Annotated in this window: 16 protein-coding genes; 11 read left to right on the top strand and 5 right to left on the bottom strand. The window is 41.2% G+C overall.

Features of this window, described 5'->3' with window-relative positions:
• The first annotated feature begins 52 nt into the window (after nt 1–52).
• Nucleotides 53–1,867 carry an oligoendopeptidase F gene (gene pepF / locus BAU16_RS07085; protein WP_161526789.1) on the top strand — a complete coding sequence of 605 codons (1,815 nt, stop codon included), beginning with the start codon at nt 53–55 and terminating at the stop codon, nt 1,865–1,867.
• Nucleotides 1,868–1,917: 50 nt separating this feature from the next.
• Here the strand turns inward: pepF and BAU16_RS07080 are convergent, their stop codons facing one another.
• The gene (locus tag BAU16_RS07080) at nt 1,918–2,562 is read right to left on the bottom strand and encodes a DsbA family protein (protein ID WP_137605321.1); all 645 of its coding nucleotides are present in this window, start codon (nt 2,560–2,562) and stop codon (nt 1,918–1,920) included.
• 89 nt (nt 2,563–2,651) lie between these two features.
• Nucleotides 2,652–3,221, bottom strand: a complete 570-nt coding sequence (locus tag BAU16_RS07075) for a CYTH domain-containing protein (RefSeq protein ID WP_161526788.1) — start codon at nt 3,219–3,221, stop codon at nt 2,652–2,654.
• Nucleotides 3,222–3,446: 225 nt separating this feature from the next.
• Between BAU16_RS07075 and BAU16_RS07070 the strand changes: the two genes are divergently transcribed.
• From BAU16_RS07070 to mgtE, 4 genes are read left to right on the top strand one after another with little or no spacing between them, the layout of a single operon-like run.
• Entirely contained in the window at nt 3,447–4,115 is a 669-nt protein-coding gene (locus BAU16_RS07070; protein ID WP_048603957.1) for a GTP pyrophosphokinase, read from the top strand.
• A gap of 5 nt (nt 4,116–4,120) precedes the next feature.
• Nucleotides 4,121–4,921 (top strand): NAD kinase, encoded by an 801-nt coding sequence (locus tag BAU16_RS07065; protein ID WP_147570587.1) that lies wholly within the window; start codon nt 4,121–4,123, stop codon nt 4,919–4,921.
• Entirely contained in the window at nt 4,918–5,817 is a 900-nt protein-coding gene (locus tag BAU16_RS07060; protein WP_161526787.1) for an RluA family pseudouridine synthase, read from the top strand. The genes BAU16_RS07065 and BAU16_RS07060 overlap by 4 nt, the downstream gene beginning before the upstream one ends.
• Before the next feature lie 15 nt (nt 5,818–5,832).
• A complete protein-coding gene (gene mgtE, locus BAU16_RS07055) occupies nt 5,833–7,200 on the top strand; it encodes a magnesium transporter (protein WP_048603960.1) in 1,368 nt (455 codons plus the stop codon).
• A 33-nt stretch (nt 7,201–7,233) separates the two neighbouring features.
• Here mgtE and BAU16_RS07050 read toward each other — a convergent pair whose 3' ends face one another.
• Nucleotides 7,234–8,082: an AraC family transcriptional regulator gene (locus tag BAU16_RS07050; RefSeq protein ID WP_137605318.1), complete on the bottom strand. Its 849-nt coding sequence runs from the start codon at nt 8,080–8,082 to the stop codon at nt 7,234–7,236.
• Between the two features lie 112 nt (nt 8,083–8,194).
• Between BAU16_RS07050 and BAU16_RS07045 the strand changes: the two genes are divergently transcribed.
• Both BAU16_RS07045 and BAU16_RS07040 read left to right on the top strand, forming a co-directional pair.
• Entirely contained in the window at nt 8,195–9,946 is a 1,752-nt protein-coding gene (locus BAU16_RS07045; RefSeq protein WP_161526786.1) for an ABC transporter ATP-binding protein, read from the top strand.
• The gene (locus tag BAU16_RS07040; protein WP_161526785.1) at nt 9,933–11,714 is read left to right on the top strand and encodes an ABC transporter ATP-binding protein; all 1,782 of its coding nucleotides are present in this window, start codon (nt 9,933–9,935) and stop codon (nt 11,712–11,714) included. Before BAU16_RS07045 ends, BAU16_RS07040 begins: the two co-directional genes overlap by 14 nt.
• A 56-nt stretch (nt 11,715–11,770) precedes the next feature.
• Here the strand turns inward: BAU16_RS07040 and BAU16_RS07035 are convergent, their stop codons facing one another.
• Nucleotides 11,771–12,412 (bottom strand): copper homeostasis protein CutC, encoded by a 642-nt coding sequence (locus tag BAU16_RS07035; protein WP_048603964.1) that lies wholly within the window; start codon nt 12,410–12,412, stop codon nt 11,771–11,773.
• Nucleotides 12,413–12,486: 74 nt separating this feature from the next.
• Between BAU16_RS07035 and BAU16_RS07030 the strand changes: the two genes are divergently transcribed.
• The 4 genes from BAU16_RS07030 to recD2 all read left to right on the top strand — a co-directional run bounded on the left by BAU16_RS07030 (nt 12,487) and on the right by recD2 (nt 17,293).
• Nucleotides 12,487–13,326 carry a putative RNA methyltransferase gene (locus tag BAU16_RS07030; RefSeq protein ID WP_048603965.1) on the top strand — a complete coding sequence of 280 codons (840 nt, stop codon included), beginning with the start codon at nt 12,487–12,489 and terminating at the stop codon, nt 13,324–13,326.
• A 247-nt stretch (nt 13,327–13,573) separates the two neighbouring features.
• Nucleotides 13,574–14,077: a tRNA (uridine(34)/cytosine(34)/5-carboxymethylaminomethyluridine(34)-2'-O)-methyltransferase TrmL gene (trmL, locus tag BAU16_RS07025; RefSeq protein ID WP_048603966.1), complete on the top strand. Its 504-nt coding sequence runs from the start codon at nt 13,574–13,576 to the stop codon at nt 14,075–14,077.
• Between the two features lie 13 nt (nt 14,078–14,090).
• Nucleotides 14,091–14,747 carry a histidine phosphatase family protein gene (locus tag BAU16_RS07020; RefSeq protein WP_048603967.1) on the top strand — a complete coding sequence of 219 codons (657 nt, stop codon included), beginning with the start codon at nt 14,091–14,093 and terminating at the stop codon, nt 14,745–14,747.
• 14 nt (nt 14,748–14,761) lie between these two features.
• Nucleotides 14,762–17,293: an SF1B family DNA helicase RecD2 gene (gene recD2, locus BAU16_RS07015; protein ID WP_048603968.1), complete on the top strand. Its 2,532-nt coding sequence runs from the start codon at nt 14,762–14,764 to the stop codon at nt 17,291–17,293.
• 95 nt (nt 17,294–17,388) lie between these two features.
• Here the strand turns inward: recD2 and BAU16_RS07010 are convergent, their stop codons facing one another.
• A complete protein-coding gene (locus BAU16_RS07010; RefSeq protein WP_048603969.1) occupies nt 17,389–18,357 on the bottom strand; it encodes a diacylglycerol/lipid kinase family protein in 969 nt (322 codons plus the stop codon).
• Nucleotides 18,358–18,408: the final 51 nt, after the last annotated feature.

The following is an 18,408-nucleotide window of genomic DNA, read 5'->3' as shown; positions in this document are numbered from 1 at the left end:
AATTTTCTATTAAGAAAATTTAATACATTAAAAAGAACAAGGAGTGGATAAGATGTCAGAAACAAAACAATTGCCAACAAGAGACGCGTTCTCAGAAGAAGTTACATGGGATTTAACCAAAATTTTTGCTGATGATGCGGCCTTCGATTCAGCTTTTACTTCTTTGACAGAAGAATTGAAGCGTTCAGAAAAATATCAAGGAACTTTAGCTGATGGTGCAGCTGCTTTCCTAGCGGCTTTGGAATATGTTCTTGAAGTTTCCCGAAATTTGGAAACCTTATATGTGTATTCACATCTGAAAAATGACCAAGATACAGCTAATACCACCTATCAAGCAATTTATGCTCGTGCCAGCAGTTTATTAGCACAAGCCAGCGAAGCGATTTCCTGGTTTGAACCAGAAGTTTTAAAATTAAGTGATGAAAAAATTTGGCATTACTTTGAAGAAGAACCAAAATTAAGTGACTATCGTCATTATGTGAAGCAAATCGTTGACAACCGTCCTCATGTTTTGCCAGCAGAACAAGAATCATTGTTGGCAGGGGCAAGTGAAGTCTTTGGTGCATCCAGCAATACGTTTGCTATTTTGAACAACGCCGATTTAGTGTTTCCAACGATCACTGATGAAAAAGGCGAAAAAATCCAACTTTCTCATGGAGTTTACGGTCAATTAATGGAAAATACAGATCGTGAAGTTCGTGCAGCAGCTTTCAAAGGATTGTATAGTGTCTATGAACAATTCCGTAATACGTTTGCTTCTACCTTGAGCGCCCACGTTAAGGGACACAATTTTAAAGCAAAAGTCCGCAACTATGATTCTGCTCGGGCGGCATCTTTAGCGGCTAACCATATCCCAGAAAGTGTGTATGATACATTAGTAAATGTGGTGAATAAACATTTGCCATTGTTGCATCGCTATGTTGCTTTGCGAAAACGATTATTGAAGGTCGACGAATTGCATATGTATGATATGTACACACCAGTTCTAGGGGAAGCACCAATTTCTTATAATTTTGACGATGCAAAGAAAAAAGCACTCGAAGCTTTGCAACCAATGGGAGAAGAATATTTGAAGGTGGTAGAAGAAGCCTTTGGCAGCCGTTGGATTGATGTAGTCGAAAATAAAGGCAAACGCAGCGGCGCTTATTCTTCCGGTGCTTACGATACAGCGCCTTATATCTTATTGAATTGGCATGATACCTTGGACCAATTATTTACGCTAGTTCATGAAATGGGTCATAGTGTCCATAGCTACTTTACTAGAAACAATCAACCTTACGTTTATGGGGATTATTCCATTTTCTTGGCAGAGATTGCTTCAACCACTAACGAAAATATTTTAACCGAATATTTATTAAAAACCGAAACAGATCCTCGGGTTAAAGCGTATGTATTGAATCACTATTTAGACGGATTCAAGGGAACGATTTTCCGTCAAACACAATTTGCGGAATTTGAGCATTTTATTCATACAGAAGATGCTAAAGGGGTGCCATTGACCAGCGAATATTTAAGTGATTATTATGGTGAATTGAACGCAAAATATTACGGTCCAAGTGTAGAAAAAGATCCGGAAATCAAACTGGAATGGTCTCGAATTCCTCATTTTTATTACAATTATTATGTATACCAATATTCAACTGGTTTTTCTGCAGCTTCTGCTTTGGCGAAAAAGATTCTAGATCAAGAGCCTCACGCATTGGAAAACTATTTAACCTATCTGAAGTCTGGCAACAGCGATTACCCAATCGAAGTAATGAAAAAAGCAGGGGTAGATATGACTCAAGCCGCATATATCGAAGATGCGATGAAAGTCTTTGAACAACGCTTAAATGAACTTGAAAAAGTAGTAGCTGAACTCGAATAATAGAAAAAGGATAAGGCAGCTGGTCGTTATGATCAGTTGTCTTATCCTTTTTAAACGAGTTTTAAGTGAGCGATTCGCCGCTCATTTTCACGAGTTAAGTAGCCTTCAATATGAAAAATTTGATAATTTTCATCTGTAGTCTGACAAAGTTTTGGCAGATCTTTTAACGCTTCTGCGCCTTCCAACAAAACCCCATAATCTCTTTCACAAGCATAGTTGTAGACGACACAGGAAGGATGTTTGACGATTCCCATTTCATGAGCAATCATTTGATCGGCTTGGAACAGGTCACGTACAAGTTGGGTTGACCGGTCTTCTTGGAACATCGGCAAATCGCCGCCACTTTCTAAAACCAATTCTTCCACTAATTCAGAAGAATAGTTTCTTTTAAGGCAGCCGACTGCATGTTGCAGCTTCATTAGAAAATCTCTGGCACGTTTTCTGCCTTGCAGCTGAATCGTTTTGCAATCCAATGCCGCAGCGTATGTATCTTCAAACAAAGTGTTTCGAGCAAGGATATCATGTTTTTCAATTCCTCGTCGTGTCATGATATCGCTAATCGTTGTCATGTTAACGAGTGGCAAGACACGAAATTGGATCTTTTTCTTGCTTTTTTCTATGTATTTCAGCATATCTAATTCTGACTGTAGACAAACTGGCCCCAACGGATTGACAAATAGATAAATCTCGATCAACTGAATCTCCCCCAAATTTAGATCCTACACAGTAATATTCTTATGGTTAACTTAACAGAAAAAATAAAAAAAGAAAAATAAAGCGCTTGTTAGCTGGCAGACAGTGCCCGTAAAATTTTGTTTTGTGCCGGAATGTAGGGAATCTCCAATTTTTTCAATAATTGTTGAAATGCTTCTGCCCCATTTTGGGCATTCACCACTTCCAACTCTAATTCAAAATCATGGTGTTCTCCATACCAGCTTTCATCCAACGCCAAAAGACCTTCGAGGATCCTACCTTCCGCTCTACTGGTTTTTAAGCAGGCCGTTTCCCGTAAATCTTCTGGTGAAAGCCCATGAGCAATCAAGTAATCTGCGACTGTGCCAGTTGTCGGAAGCTGTTGTTTTTTTACATAGTTGTGTGCTTCAGCAAGAGACAAACGATCTGTAGTTTCCAATAATCCTTCTGTAAGAGGTGTTTTCAATGTCAGTTCAGCGTGATCCGCTAGCAGACGAATCCGTAAACCCCAATGCATTTTCCGTAAGCGGACATCTTCGGTGTCGTAATAATGATTTTCCTGTAGATGAAAATCAGACGTTTGAAATTGAAAATACGTTTGCAGTCGGAGAAAATCTTTTTCAGTAATCATTGTTTTGAATTCGATTTCAACTGATTTCATTCTTTTCACTCTTTTCCGTATTTTTATATTTTGTCATAAAATGGCAGGAAACGTCAATGAAAAGAGGTATTTTTGACAAAAATTTGCGCTTTTTTAATAAACGGTGTTTTTTCATTATCTACCGAAAAAATAGAATCATTTTCTGTCAGCGATTGGGTACTAAAGATTTTGCTTCCTTTATGGTAAAATGTAGATTGAATGCTATAAGAAAATCGAGGGATCAATATGGAACGAGATTGGGAAGGCTTTTTAGCTCCTTATGAACAAACAGTTTCAGAATTAAAAGTGAAATTGCGGGGAATCCGTAAACAATTTCGCGAACAGAATCGACATGTACCAATTGAATTTGTAACCGGTCGTGTGAAACCGGTAGACAGCATCATCACAAAAAGTCAGATTCGGCATATCCCGATGGAACGTCTGGAAGAAGAAATGTCCGACATCGCCGGCTTGCGAATTATGTGTCAATTTGTTGAAGATATTCATCAAGTCGTCCAAATTTTGCGAAATCGTAAAGACATGAAAGTCATTATCGAACGGGATTACATCACCAATAAAAAAGCCAGTGGCTATCGTTCGTACCATTTGGTGATTGAGTATCCAGTCCAATTGATCAGCGGAGAGAAGAAAATTTTGGCGGAGATTCAAATTCGGACTTTGGCAATGAATTTTTGGGCGACGATTGAACATTCGTTAAATTATAAATACCAAGGTGCTTTTCCAGAAGAGATGAGTGAACGGTTGAAACGTGCGGCAGAAGCTGCCTATCAATTGGATGAAGAAATGTCCAGTATTCGAGAAGAAATCCAAGAAGCCCAGCGATTATTTTCCCATGGGCGAGGAAAATCCGATGATGTGTATTATCGTGCGTCCATCGATCAGGAGGAGGAATGAGCAGGTTGCGAGTAGCGGTGGTGTATAATCAGCAAAAACAAACGATTGAAGTTGTCCAACGACTAATCGACTTATTAAAAAAAGCAGACATCACGCTTGATGAACATGAACCGGAGTTGGTTCTTTCTGTTGGGGGCGACGGAACGTTGCTGTCGGCTTTTCATCGCTACAACCACCGCTTGAAAGAGGTTAGCTTTTTGGGCATCCATACCGGACATCTGGGTTTTTATACTGATTGGCGGGATTATGAGTTAGAAGAATTAGTGGATAGTTTGAAAAGCAATCGGGGACAGAGTGTCAGTTATCCGCTGTTGGATGTTGTGATTCGCTACTCGAATGGAAAACCGGATAAACATTTCTTGGCATTGAATGAATCCACAATCAAACGGGGCAGTCGAACGATGGTCGCTGATGTTTACATCAAAGATGAGTTATTTGAACGCTTCCGGGGAGATGGGTTGTCGGTGTCGACCCCCACTGGCTCTACTGCCTACAATAAAAGCGTTGGCGGTGCAGTATTGCATCCCAGCATTAATGCGATTCAACTGGCGGAGATTGCTTCATTAAACAATCGTGTTTTCCGAACATTGGGTTCACCGATTGTGATCGCAGATTCAGAATGGCTGGAAATTAAGCTGCAAGACAGTAATGATTATTTGATTACAGTAGATTCGTTGGACATCCAACAAGATGAGATTGATAGAATCTATTACCGCATTGCAGACGAACGAATTCAGTTTGCATCTTATCGCCATATGCACTTCTGGCATCGGGTCAAGGATGCCTTTATCGGAGAAGACGAATGAAATTTACCTATACATTCCAAAAAAATCAACCGCAAAAAGTAAAATTTTTTTTGAAGGAACAGGGAATTTCAAAAGGATTATTGGCAAAAATAAAATTTCGTGGCGGACAGATTTTCGTCAACGATCAAATAGAAAATGTCTTGTATTCTTTGACGGCAAATGATACGGTAACTATTGTGATTCCTGACGAAGGGGAACATGAAACCATGTTGGCAGACCCGACACCGATTGACATTGTTTTTGAGGATGAACACTTATTGATTGTCAATAAACCAGCCGGAATCTCTTCGATTCCAGCGCAATATCATCCCAATCAAACGATGGCAAATCGTGTCAAAGCCTATTATCAAAAACAGAACTATCCAGATCAGGTGATCCATGTCGTTACTCGTTTGGATCGCGATACATCTGGTTTAATGGTATTTGCAAAACATGGCTTTGCCCATGCAAAATTAGATAATCAATTAAGAGAAAAAAAGTTTTTTAAGAAATACCAGGCGCTTGTCAGTGGCGAGCTGTCGACCTTAAAAGCCCACGATGAAATCATTTTGCCGATTGCACGGGATTATACCTCTCTTTTAAAACGAAAGGTTGACGAAACCGGGCGGTACGCCAAAACAGAATATTGGCTTGAAAAAAGGAATGAATCCATGGCGTTGGTGGACATCCAGCTTCATACAGGGCGGACCCATCAAATTCGTGTCCATTTTGCAGCAATTGGTTGTCCATTATTGGGAGATGAATTGTACGAGGGGCGATTGGATCTTGGGATTATGCGGCAAGCATTGCACTGTTATGAGCTGCATTTTTATCATCCCTTCACAAATGAATTACTAGAATTTTATCAGGAACTGCCGCAGGATATGCAGCAGTTGGCAACGAAATTAAACGACTAAGTGTGGTGAGAGAGATTGGACGAAACAGAAGAACTGGAAGAACGTTTTGAAGAATTGCGACAAGCGCTTCAAGCAAATGAAATTCAAGGATTTCGTGATAATTTTTTGGAGATGCATATCTATGAGCAGGGACAATTCTACCAGTCTCTCGATGAAACGCAACGTCATTTAGTCTATGCTTATTTATCACCTAAAGAATTAGCGGACATGTTTGACGTCATTGAAGAAGATGACGAAAACATGAAGGATTATTTATCGGAAATGCGTCCTCGTTATGCCGCAGACATGTTATCTGAAATGTATACAGATAACGCCGTGGATTTGCTGAATACGCTGGATAAAAAACAAGTCGCCAAGTACTTGAGTTTGATGACTTCCGAAGATGCCAGTGAAATTAAAGAACTGCTTCACTATGAAGATGATACTGCTGGATCAATCATGACAACGGAATTTGTTTCTATCGTTGCCAATCAAACCGTGCGTTCTGCCATGTACGTGTTGAAAAACGAGGCAGATGTTGCTGAAACGATTTACTATATCTATGTTGTCGATCAAGACAATCAGCTGGTGGGCGTTATTTCGTTGAGAGATTTGATTATCAATGAAGATGACACAATGATTTCGGACATTATGAGTGAACGGGTTATTTCGGTATCTGTGGGCGATGACCAAGAAGATGTTGCACAAACGTTTCGGGATTATGACTTTCTTGCGTTGCCGGTCACCGATTACGACGACCATTTGTTAGGGATCGTGACAGTTGATGATATTATCGACGTTATCGATGATGAAGCCGCCAGTGACTACTCTGGGTTGGCGGGGGTCAACGTTGAAGAAGTCAGTGAAAATCCAGTTAAGGCAGCCGCCCGTCGGCTCCCTTGGCTGATTACGCTGCTCTTTTTAGGAATGGCGACTGCGACTCTGATCAGTCGCTATGAAGACTTGGTCAGTGAAGCGAGTATTTTAGCAGTCTTTATTTCCTTAATCACCGGTACTGCCGGAAATGCCGGCACACAATCACTGGCTGTGGCGGTTCGCCGCTTAGCGATTAACGATGAAAAGGACAGTTCCTTTTTTCGGACGGTAGTCAGCGAAATTTTAACCGGCTTAGTCACCGGAGCCATCACTGGTTTGACGATTTTCATTATCGTGGGCATCTGGCGGCAAAATTTTATTTTGGGATTTGTAATCGGAATCGCCATGATGTTTGCCATCACCGTTGCCAATTTGGCAGGTAGTTTGATTCCCATGCTGATGGACCGGCTGGGTTTTGATCCGGCGGTTGCCAGCGGACCGTTTATTACGACCCTCAGCGATTTGACCAGCGTATTGATTTATTTTAATATTGCCAGTCTATTTATGAGTTATTTTATTGGCAGTTAATTTTAAAAAAATAAAACGAGGAAATCCAACCTTTCAGTTGGGGATTTCCTCGTTTTTTTCTTGCACCACATTGGATGGAGCGGTACCAAATTGTTTCTTGAAGGATTTGCTGAAATGAAAGGCGTCTTGATAACCAACGGTGGTTGCGACTTCTTTGATGGACAGCTTATCATTTTTCAGCAATTCCTTTGCCCGACTCAGGCGGATTGTAATCAAATAATTGATGGGACTCATGCCGGTGGCTTCTTTAAATATTTTTGATAAATAAGTCGCGCTGATGTACTGGTCTTGGGCGAGCTTTTCTAAAGTAATCTCTTCTTCATAATGATTTTCCAAAAAGTAAATCGTGTAATTGACGATTTGCTGTTGGCGTTTTTCTTTTTTTGAAAGATACGGGGTTAAATTGTTATGTTTTTCTTCCAGTCCTCGCAAAATCAGCACCAGCATCTCCATGACCAGCGCTTTTTGCATGACTTGAAATTCATTTTGCTTTTCAGCAATTTCCCGCGTCAGGAGCCACGCTTTTTCCATGACTTGATGCTGGTATTTTCCTAAATCCAATAAGGGACGCTGGTTGGGAAAATGATTGCGGGATAACCCCTCTAAGGAAATATTGCGGATACCGATGTGCAACTGATGGGAACAAGTTCCCTCTGTTTGGCGTTCGGCATGACGATAGCCGGGATTAAAGAGCAGAATATTGCCGGCATGCAAGGTAAGGGGATTCATTTTCTCAAATTGATAATGGGCCTCCCCTTCCAAAACCAAACTGATTTCTAAAAAATCATGGTGATGCATCTTAGAAGCTGCCCCTGGTTCGTTCCAAGGGTCGAAAATATATAAAAGTTCAGGGTTGAAGGTGCGTGCATTAAAATAATCCATTGTTTTCTCCGATTGATAATTCTTACTAAGAACATTTTACATCAAAATGAAGAAGAAAAACCATTTCATAATAAAAATAAATGAGTAATCTTATCATACGAGGAGGGAAAAAATGAATAATGCACAATGGATCTGGCAGTACGCCAAAAAGTATCGCCGCAAAATTATTTTAGCCAGTATTTTTTTATTGATCAACGCGTTACTGATCGTCGTCAATCCTTATTTAGGCGGCATGGTGATTGATGATGTCATCACCCAGAAGAAAACAAACTTATTATTGCCATTATTAGCGTTAATGATCGGTACAACAGTGATTCGAACGATTGTCCGCTATTCCTACCAGTTGATTTGCGAACGGATCGGACAAAATACACTTTTTGAATTAAGAGAAGACATGTACAAAAAACTACAGGAATTGGATTTTGATTTTTTCAACCATACTCGTGTTGGGGATATCATGGCACGGATGACTGGGGATACGGATGCGATTCGGCATTTTGTTTCATGGGTTGTCTATAATATTTTGGAATGTGTTGTATGGTTTGTTTCAGCGATTATTGTGATGGGCTTCATCAATTGGCAGCTCATGCTGGCTTTGGTGGCAATCACCCCGGTCATCTTTATTTTGACCAACCGGATGGCAAAAAAAGCCCAACCGTTGTTTTTTGAGATTCGTGAAAGTTTTTCGCGGTTAAATTCGATGGTGGAAGAAAATATCGGTGGCAATCGAGTAGTTAAAGCTTTTGCTCGGGAAAATTTTGAAATTGAGAAATTTAATCACTTTAACGATGATTTCAAGCAAAGAAACTTAGCCTCCGCTAAAGTTTCTCAAACCTATCTGCCTTGGTTGGATGGAATGGCGGGGAGTCTGGGAGCCATTGCCTTGATTTTAGGTGGCTGGTTCGTTATTCAGGGGAAAATGACGCTAGGGGAATTGGTGGCGTTCAACGGCTATCTATGGATGCTGAACAACCCCATGCGGATGAGCGGCTGGTTGATTAATGATGTTCAGCGTTTTTCAGCAGCCTGTATCAAAATACGGCAAATGTTGAAAACTCAAGCAAAAATTGATGTTCGTTCGGAATATTTGACAAAACCGATTAAGGGAATCGTAGAATTTAAAGATGTTTCCTTTCATTTTTCGGATGATCCATCTCACAAGGTGCTGGACGACGTTAGCTTTAAAATCGCACCAGGACAAACGATTGGTATTTTAGGAGAGACGGGTTCAGGAAAAACCACGCTAGTAAATTTAGTCGGCCGGTTTTATGATCCCACAGAAGGCACCGTTTTGATTGACGGCAAGGATGCCAAAAGTTATCCGGTACGCCAATTACGGGAAAATATTTCGATGGTGATGCAAGACGTGTTTCTTTTTTCCAATACGATTGCAGATAACATTGCCTTTGGGAACCCGTTTGCTGATAGCCAATTCGTACAGCAAATGGCGGTGATCGCTGATGCGGATGCTTTTATTTCCCGTATGCCTCAAGGATACGAAACGATCGTCGGTGAGCGGGGTGTCGGTTTGTCTGGGGGACAAAAGCAGCGGATTTCTTTGGCACGGGCGTTGGCAAAAGATCCGGCAATTTTGATTTTGGATGATACAACTTCTGCGGTGGATATGGAAACAGAATCCAAGATTCAGCAGGAATTGACCAAAATCACCGGTGAAAAAACCACCTTTATCATTGCTCATCGAATTTCTTCCGTCCGAGAGGCCGATTTGATCTTAATGATGGAAAAAGGCCGTGTCGTGGAGCAGGGAACCCACCATGAGCTGGTCAATAAAAAAGGAAAATATTACGAAGTGTACCAAAAACAACTTGGATTAGAAAGTGGTGATCCCCATGGCGCGCAATAAGTTTGATGTCGATGAGGAATTAGAACAGGAATTCAGTTGGCAGGATTTTAAACGGCTGGCTCATTATATTACCCCTTACAAACGCAGTATTACCAAAGTTTTAGTAACGATTTTATTAGCGAATGTTGCCGGAATGCTGGCACCTTTGTTTATAAAAATTGCCATCGACACAACGATTCCGCAAAAACGGGTTACCGAGTTGCTTATGCTTGGCGTTGCCTTTCTTGTGACGTTGGTGATTATCGGGATTTGTATGCGGTATCGGATTTTTAAAATCACGGAGATTGGTCAAGATGTGTTGAAGGATATGCGCTTTGATATTTTTGAACACTTGCAACGGTTGCCGTTTGCTTACTTTGATAATCGTCCTCATGGAAAAATTTTGATTCGGGTGGTCAATTATATCAACACATTAAGCGATTTGTTGAGTAACGGACTGATCAACTTGATTTCGGATGTCTTTAATGTCATCATCACATTGATTTTCATGTTTGCTATCGATGCAAAGCTGACGCTGTATAGTCTGGTACTGTTGCCGTTTTTATTCTTGATGGTGATGTTCATCAAAAATCGGCAGCGTAAAGCCTATCAAATATTGAGCAACAAGCAGTCCAACATGAATGCGTATATCCATGAAAGTATTGCCGGAATCAAAATCACGCAGTCCTTCGCGCGGGAAAAAGAAAATATGGCGATTTTTCAAGAAGTCAGTAATGATTATCGTAGTTCGTGGATGAAGGCAGTCAAAATTCAATTCCTGATGTGGCCGGGCGTTCAAAATATTTCAGTTTTGACTATGTGTTTGATTTATTTTGTTGGTATCCGCAATATAGGTGTCGATGTCAGCACGGGAACGTTGATTGCATTTATCAGTTATATCAATAATTTTTGGAATCCAGTCATTAATATTGGGAATTTCTATAATTCTTTGATTACTGCAACCGCTTATTTGGAACGAATCTTTGAAACGATGGATGAAGTACCGGATATTCAAGATGCACCCACTGCCAAACAATTGCCGTCAATTCATGGAGTGGTAGATTTTGAGCATGTGACCTTCCGCTATGAAGAAGGTAAAAATATTTTATCGGATGTTTCTTTTCACATTGCTGAAGGACAAAGCATTGCTTTGGTGGGGCCAACGGGTGCGGGCAAAACAACGATTATTAATCTGCTTAGCCGTTTTTATGACATCAATGAAGGTAGCGTCAAAATCGACGACTACGATGTTCGGGAGGTGACCTTGCAGTCGTTGCGCAGTCAGATGGGGGTCATGTTGCAGGATACCTTTATCTTTTCTGGAACGATTTTGGAGAACATTCAATACGGAAAACTGGATGCGACAGAAGAAGAAGTCATCGCGGCGGCAAAAATCGTGCGGGCACACGAATTTATCAAGGAATTAAAAGATGGCTACCAAACTGTTGTGGAAGAACGAGGAAGTACTCTTTCTGCCGGTCAGCGGCAATTGATTTCTTTTGCTCGAGCATTGTTGGCAGATCCTAAAATCTTGATTTTGGATGAAGCGACATCCAGTATCGACACGAAAACAGAAGAACTATTGCAGGCAGGCTTGGCAGAACTGCTGAAAGGTCGAACCTCCTTTATCATTGCCCATCGCTTATCAACGATTAAAAATTCTGACCGAATTTTCTATGTCGCTGGCGGGAGAATTGCCGAGGCAGGAACTCATGACGAGTTGATGGAAGAAAAAGGCTTGTATTACCACTTGTATCAATCCCAATATGATTTATTGCAGGCTATTTAACAGCAAACAGCCCTTGATTGGAAGATTTTCGATCAAGGGCTGTTTTTGCATGTGTGTCAAATTTCTATTGGAACAATTTTTGTGCCGTGGGCTTCTTGGACACCTAAAGCTTCTATGACTTGTTGGAGATTTTGATGGGTGATTCCTGCTCCGGGTAAAATAATCAGTCGATCGCCAGCATAAGCAATCAATTCCTGCAAGCGGGAAAAGTTTTCTTCAATCGGAGTACCGGCTTTTCCTCCGTGCGTCAAAATACGATCCACGCCATGATCTGCCAACCAATCAATGGCTTCAAATTGCCGCTCTGTTGGAATTTCATCAAAGGCCATATGGAAAGTAATCTGTAAGCCTTCCGCATTTTCAATTAGCATTTCTAACGCTTCTTCATCTAACCAGCCACTAGGCGTCAAACAGCCGAAAACCACGCCGTCAGTTCCTAATTTTTTGGCTTCAATCAAATCCGTGTGCATGATTTTTAATTCAGTATCGTTGTAAATAAAATCTCCCCCACGAGGTCGAATCATCGTCATAACAGTGACCTGTTTTTCTCCTGCATAGCTTAAAACCTCTTCAATCACACCTGTGCTGGGAGTTGTACCGCCGACTGCCAGATTATCACACAATTCGATGCGGCGGGCACCAGCGGCGATTGCTGCCGGGATTAGGGTATAATTTTCCCCACAAAATTCTTTTAACATTGAGCAAAAACCTCCTTCGTATTCAGTAGTATTTTACCATAGAACTGTGCTAAAGTAGAGCTGAGGTGGCAAAGATGTTAAAGAAAATCGACCGAGGAAAACAATTTATCCAAAACCACAGCGCCCTGTTTCGCTGTCCTTTATGCCAAACGGCAGTCCAACCAAATCAAACGGGAATGATTTGCGAGAATCAGCATCGTTTTGATGTGTCAAAAAAAGGAACCCTCTTTTTCCTAACCCATCAAATCAAATCGGATTACGATGCACCCATGTTTCAAGCACGGCAGCGAATGATCAAAAGCGGAATGTATCAGCCGATGTTGGAAGAAATCCAGCGCCAATTACAAGGAGAAACCCTGTTGGATGTCGGTTGCGGGGAAGGAAGCTTTTTAAATGCACTGCTGGCTCTTCAGCCGCGAACAGCAATTGGTTTTGATATCGTCAAAGAGGGGATTTATTTAGCAACGGAACAACCAAATTCGGCTTTTTGGTGTGTTGCAGATCTGACGAATTTACCTTTTGCGGACCAGAGCTTTTCAACCGTGTTGAATATTTTTTCTCCCTCAAATTATCAGGAATTTCAACGAATCATGAAGGCAGATGGGCGACTGATCAAAATTGTTCCCAGAGCAAATTATTTGCGGGAACTGCGCCAAGCTTTTTATCCTGATGATGTGAGGAAACAAAATTACTCCAATGAAAAGGTTGTTGCGAAATTTCAACAAATTTTTCCTGAGAGCCAACAAAAACAAATAACATATACCTTTGAGATTCCAGAAGCAAGACAAGCGGATATTTTGGAAATGTCGCCATTGGAATGGGGCGTTTCTCCGGAAGTCAAGGAGCAGTTGCTAAGAAATCCATTAAATAAAATTACAATTGATGTGGATCTGTTAATTGGAACAAATTCATGAAAATTTTTTGAATTTTTTATGATCTAAGTGTTGCATAATTTCCATTTGAATGATATATTTACGTCAAGTCATTTTTTCATTGGTTTTTATCAGGTTCCTGTTCTGATAAAAGTTAGTGAAAAGAGCTTCACTAACGTAGCGACTCGCAGTGATTACACCGAGCCGATACGTTTTTTTTTGTGCCCAAGAATAGGGATTAGTGGTATAGTAAGAACTAGATGTTTTTGCTAGAAAGGGAGTCAGTGACATGAACCATATTGTTTTATTTGAACCGCAAATTCCCGCAAATACGGGAAATATTGCCAGAACTTGCGCAGCAACCAATACGCCGCTGCATTTGATCGAACCGTTGGGCTTTTCTACAGATGATAAGCATTTAAAAAGAGCCGGCTTAGATTATTGGCAGGATGTTGCCATCACCTATCATGAAAGTTTACCTGCATTTCTGGCATTTCTCGGAGATCGTCCGTTACATTTGATTACTAAATTTGCCAATCACGTTTATAGTGAGGTTGATTTTGCTGATCAACAAGAACACTTTTTTTTGTTTGGGAAAGAAACAACCGGATTACCAGAAGAATTTATGCGGGAAAATCCAGAAAAATGTTTGCGGATTCCCATGAACGATCAACATGTTCGTTCATTGAATTTGTCTAATACCGCGGCGTTGGTCATTTATGAAGCATTACGGCAGCAAGGGTTCCCTCAGTTGGAACGCAGCCATCATTATGAAAACGACAAATTAGATTAGAGGGAGCTGCAAAATGGAGCTATATTTTACCCGTCACGGAAAAACAGAATGGAACAATGAACGGCGTTTTCAAGGGATGATGGGGGATTCTCCTTTGCTTGAAAGCAGCTACGAAGAAATTAAATTATTAGGGCAGCATTTAAAGGAAGTTCCCTTTGAAAAAATATATACCAGCTCTGCATTGCGGGCACAAAAGACAGCAGAAGGCATCGCTGCACAGCTGGATCACACGGTCGAAATCATTTCTACAGAGGGGCTGAAAGAATTAGGGTTAGGCCAGCTGGAAGGGCAACGTATTGATGACATGTATGAAAAATACCCTCATGAATTAAAAAATCTGCGGTTTCATTTGGAAAAATATGATCCAACGATTTTTCAGGGTGAACCAATCCAGCATGCCTTGGACCGCATCGAAAAAGTAGTAACACAAGCGGTAGCTACCGCGGAAAAAGGACCGCTGTTGTTTGTGGGACACGGGGCTTCGTTAACGGCTGCAATCCAATGGCTGGCTGGAAAAGAATTGGCGCAGCTGCGTGAGATGGGTGGACTGGTCAATAATAGTGTGACTCTCATGACAACTTCTGAACGAAAGGCGTTACCTTATCGGTTAGAGGTTTGGAATGATTCGAGTTTTCTCGGTGATGCATCAGGAAGAGATGCTTTATTATAGAAAGGAGCAACAGCTTGACAGACGAACGACAATACTTTGTCGGCACAGTTGCCGCTATTTTTTTTCAAAATCCAAGCAATTTTTATAAAGTTCTTTTGATTCACGTGCAAGAAACGAATGCGGATTATCGGGAAAAGGAAATTGTTGCTACCGGTACCTTTGGCGATATTCAAGAAGAGGAAAGCTACCGTTTTTTTGGCGAGTTGATCAATCACCCCCGTTATGGGCTACAACTGCAAGTCAACAGCTACCAACAGGAGCAGCCTACTTCAGAAAACGGGTTGATCCATTATTTTTCCAGTGAGAAATTTCCTGGAATCGGTAAGAAGACTGCAGAAAAAATCGTGGCGGTTTTAGGAGAAGAAGCCATTGATCGGTTGCTTAAAGAGCCAGATTTGCTGGAACAAGTCAGCGGATTACCGGAGAAGAAGCGCCAAATGATTTTAGAGACTGTTCGCTTGAATCACGGAATGGATCAAGTCATTGTTGGCTTAGGAAAGTACGGCTTTGGTAGTCAGCTTTCCTTTGCGATTTATCAGGCCTACAAAAATGAAGCATTGACGGTTCTTCAGGAGAATCCTTATCGTTTGGTGGAAGACATCGAAGGAATCGGCTTCAAGAAGGCAGATGTTTTGGCAGAACAACTAGGTATCGAGGCGACTTCACCGCAACGGTTGCGGGCGGCGGTGCTGCATCAAATTAATCAGCAATCCTTGCAGACCGGTAACACATTTTCTCCGGCGGAACAATTGTTGGAGCAAACGATTCGCGTTTTGGAAAACGCCCGACCTATAGAAATTCATCCGGAGCAAGTAGCCAACAGCATTATTCAGTTAGTAGAAGAAGGCAAGATTCAGCAAGAGGAAACCAATCTTTACGAAAATAGTTTATACTTTGCCGAATGGGGAATTGCCAGTTCCATCCAACGATTGATGAAACGCAAGAAATTACCTTATTCAGAAAAGGAAATTGCAAAAAAATTGCGGATCATTGAAAAAAGATTGCAGATCAGTTATGGCAGTTCTCAAGAAGAAGCAATCAAAGAAGCAATCCGTTCACCATTATTCATTTTAACTGGTGGGCCGGGCACCGGAAAAACTACCGTTATCAATGGAATCGTGCAATTATTTGCAGAATTAAATGATCTGGAGCTTGATCCCGGAAAGTATACCCAGGAAATGTTTCCGATTCTTTTGGCGGCACCAACTGGACGAGCAGCCAAGCGGATGAATGAAACCACCGGGCTGCCTAGTGGAACGATTCACCGCCTATTAGGGCTGACTGGTCGGGAAAAATCCCCTTCTGTCTCTGCAAAAGAGTTGGAGGGTGGTTTGTTGATTGTTGATGAAATGTCGATGGTGGATACATGGTTGGCAAACACATTGTTCAAATCGATTCCAACCAATATGCAGGTGATTTTTGTTGGGGATAAAGATCAGTTACCATCGGTGGGACCGGGACAGGTTCTTCATGATCTCTTACAAATTGATGCGTTACCTAAGCGGGAACTGACGGAAATTTACCGGCAAGGAGATGATTCCAGTATCATTCCTTTGGCCCATGAAATAAAAAATGGACAACTGCCGGCAGATTTTACCGTGAATCAAAAAGACCGTTCGTATTTTCGTTGTGATGCCTATCAAATTGAACCGTTGATCGCAAATATCGTGACCAAAGCCAAAGCAAAAGGGTTCACACCACAAGATATCCAAGTATTAGCACCCATGTATCGCGGCGCGGCAGGAATTGATGCATTGAATAAAATGATGCAAGAAATCTTCAATCCCAATACCGGCTCGAAAAAAGAAGTCCATTGGAATGACACAGTCTATCGAATCGGCGACAAAGTATTGCAGTTAGTCAATTCACCAGAGGAAAATGTGTTTAATGGGGATATGGGACAAATCGTCGGCATTACATTGGCAAAAGATTCGGAAGATAAAGTGGATGAATTGGTGATTCAATTTGATGCTACCGAAGTCACTTATCGGCGAAATGAATGGAATAAAATTACGTTGTCTTATTGTTGCTCAATCCATAAAGCACAGGGCAGTGAATTTAAAATGGTGATTTTGCCGATGGTTCATCAATACCAACGGATGCTGCAGCGAAACTTATTGTACACCGCGGTTACCCGCAGCAAAGAACTGTTGATTTTATTAGGGGAAACGCAAGCCTACCAAGCTTGCGTAACGCAAGAGTCAGCGGTTCGCCTAACGACCTTAAAGGAGCGAATCATAGCCGCGGATACCGTTTCTCCTGGCCTACAACAAAAAATTGTTGCTTATGAAGAACAAACCACCGGGGATGCGTATAGCGAATTTCCTTCGCCTCCAACAGAAACCGGATCAGCAACAAAAGCCGCAAAAAAGGAAACGGATCTTTTCACTGTTTCTGAAACAAATGAGCCGTTTAATGAGGAATTATCGGAAATAAAAACACAGGACGTGCAGGAACCTCGATTGACGATTGAGCTGATCCTTGCCGATGAGATTGATCCTTTGATCGGAATGGAAGGCATCACACCGCAATTGTTTAATAAATAAAAAATCCGAAGAACAGCAAGTTCATCTGTAGAAACAAGACAGAAACACGTGCGGTTCTTCGGATTTTTTTAAGTTGGATCAAGGGAAGGATAATATCAATACCAAATTTGTTGTTTCTTAGTTGTGAAGGTGATATCGAAGGAGCGTTTTCCTAACACTTCACCATCCGCTTGACCATATTGGGGCATGGTGGAGACGATTCGCAGGCGGGTACCAGTAAATTGATGGAAATGTTTCGAGGTTCCTTGTTTTTTTCGAATCAATTTTAGAATGAGCCCAAAAATTTTAATCATTGGAATCCGTTCAACCACCACTAGATCAAGATTGTTTTTTTTCACATCAGCAGAAGGAGCAATCGCTACGCCACCACCAAAATAGGGATGATTGGTCGTTGTGCATAAAAAGGCTTTGTCAAAAGAAAATTCCTGCCCGTTAATCTCCACTAAAATAGGAAATCCCGGTTGTGTGAAAAGAACTTTCAAAATGGAGGTGATATAAGCAAGTGAGCCAAGGTTGTATTTGTTCAACTGCTCTTTTGTTGCTGAATCATTGGTGGCATGAACGATGGCTGCATCCAGACCGATTCCGACATTATTTACGAAGATACCCGTTTCTTGTTGGATTTTCTCGTCATAAGCTAGGATGTTTACCTCTTGCGGCTGTTGTGCTTTAACAATTTGCCAAAAGGCTTTTTCTGGTTCTCGGGGCAACCCGATTCCTCGAGCAAAATCATTCCCTGAACCGGCAGGAATATAACCAATCGGCAGATCGACTTTCATTTGAAAAAATTGATTTAATACTTGATGCAGTGTGCCGTCCCCACCGATGACAATCAGCAGTGGAAATTCGCTATCCTCCAATGTCTGAGGATCTTTCGGCCAAGGTTGCAAGGTCGTCGTTACTAATTCTTCGACGATTTTATGCTCATGTCCGGCGTATTCAGTTAAATAGGTTGAATAATGGAACTGTTTATCGGTAAGAAGTTTTGTGATTCGATCTCCGGTTTTTTTGCCGTGACCACTTCCAGAAGCTTGATTTATTAATAAATGATAATGAATTTTCATTTTTTTTAACTCCATCTGTTTAGTAAAAACTCAGTGGGAACATTTTAACAG

This window comes from Enterococcus sp. JM9B (assembly GCF_009933265.1).
Lineage (GTDB): Bacteria > Bacillota > Bacilli > Lactobacillales > Enterococcaceae > Enterococcus_C > Enterococcus_C songbeiensis.
Note: the sequence above shows the minus strand (reverse complement) of the source record. Positions and strands in the feature narration are given on the sequence as shown.

What these genes read in the sequence shown, in the direction of transcription:
- BAU16_RS07045 (WP_161526786.1), top strand. Translation starts at nt 8,195, where the DNA reads ATGAATAATGCACAATGGATCTGGCAGTACGCCAAAAAGTATCGCCGC.
- BAU16_RS07075 (WP_161526788.1), bottom strand. Translation starts at nt 3,221, where the DNA reads ATGAAATCAGTTGAAATCGAATTCAAAACAATGATTACTGAAAAAGAT.
- BAU16_RS07020 (WP_048603967.1), top strand. Translation starts at nt 14,091, where the DNA reads ATGGAGCTATATTTTACCCGTCACGGAAAAACAGAATGGAACAATGAA.
- trmL (WP_048603966.1), top strand. Translation starts at nt 13,574, where the DNA reads ATGAACCATATTGTTTTATTTGAACCGCAAATTCCCGCAAATACGGGA.
- BAU16_RS07035 (WP_048603964.1), bottom strand. Translation starts at nt 12,412, where the DNA reads ATGTTAAAAGAATTTTGTGGGGAAAATTATACCCTAATCCCGGCAGCA.
- BAU16_RS07070 (WP_048603957.1), top strand. Translation starts at nt 3,447, where the DNA reads ATGGAACGAGATTGGGAAGGCTTTTTAGCTCCTTATGAACAAACAGTT.
- BAU16_RS07010 (WP_048603969.1), bottom strand. Translation starts at nt 18,357, where the DNA reads ATGAAAATTCATTATCATTTATTAATAAATCAAGCTTCTGGAAGTGGT.
- BAU16_RS07050 (WP_137605318.1), bottom strand. Translation starts at nt 8,082, where the DNA reads ATGGATTATTTTAATGCACGCACCTTCAACCCTGAACTTTTATATATT.
- BAU16_RS07060 (WP_161526787.1), top strand. Translation starts at nt 4,918, where the DNA reads ATGAAATTTACCTATACATTCCAAAAAAATCAACCGCAAAAAGTAAAA.
- pepF (WP_161526789.1), top strand. Translation starts at nt 53, where the DNA reads ATGTCAGAAACAAAACAATTGCCAACAAGAGACGCGTTCTCAGAAGAA.
- BAU16_RS07030 (WP_048603965.1), top strand. Translation starts at nt 12,487, where the DNA reads ATGTTAAAGAAAATCGACCGAGGAAAACAATTTATCCAAAACCACAGC.
- BAU16_RS07040 (WP_161526785.1), top strand. Translation starts at nt 9,933, where the DNA reads ATGGCGCGCAATAAGTTTGATGTCGATGAGGAATTAGAACAGGAATTC.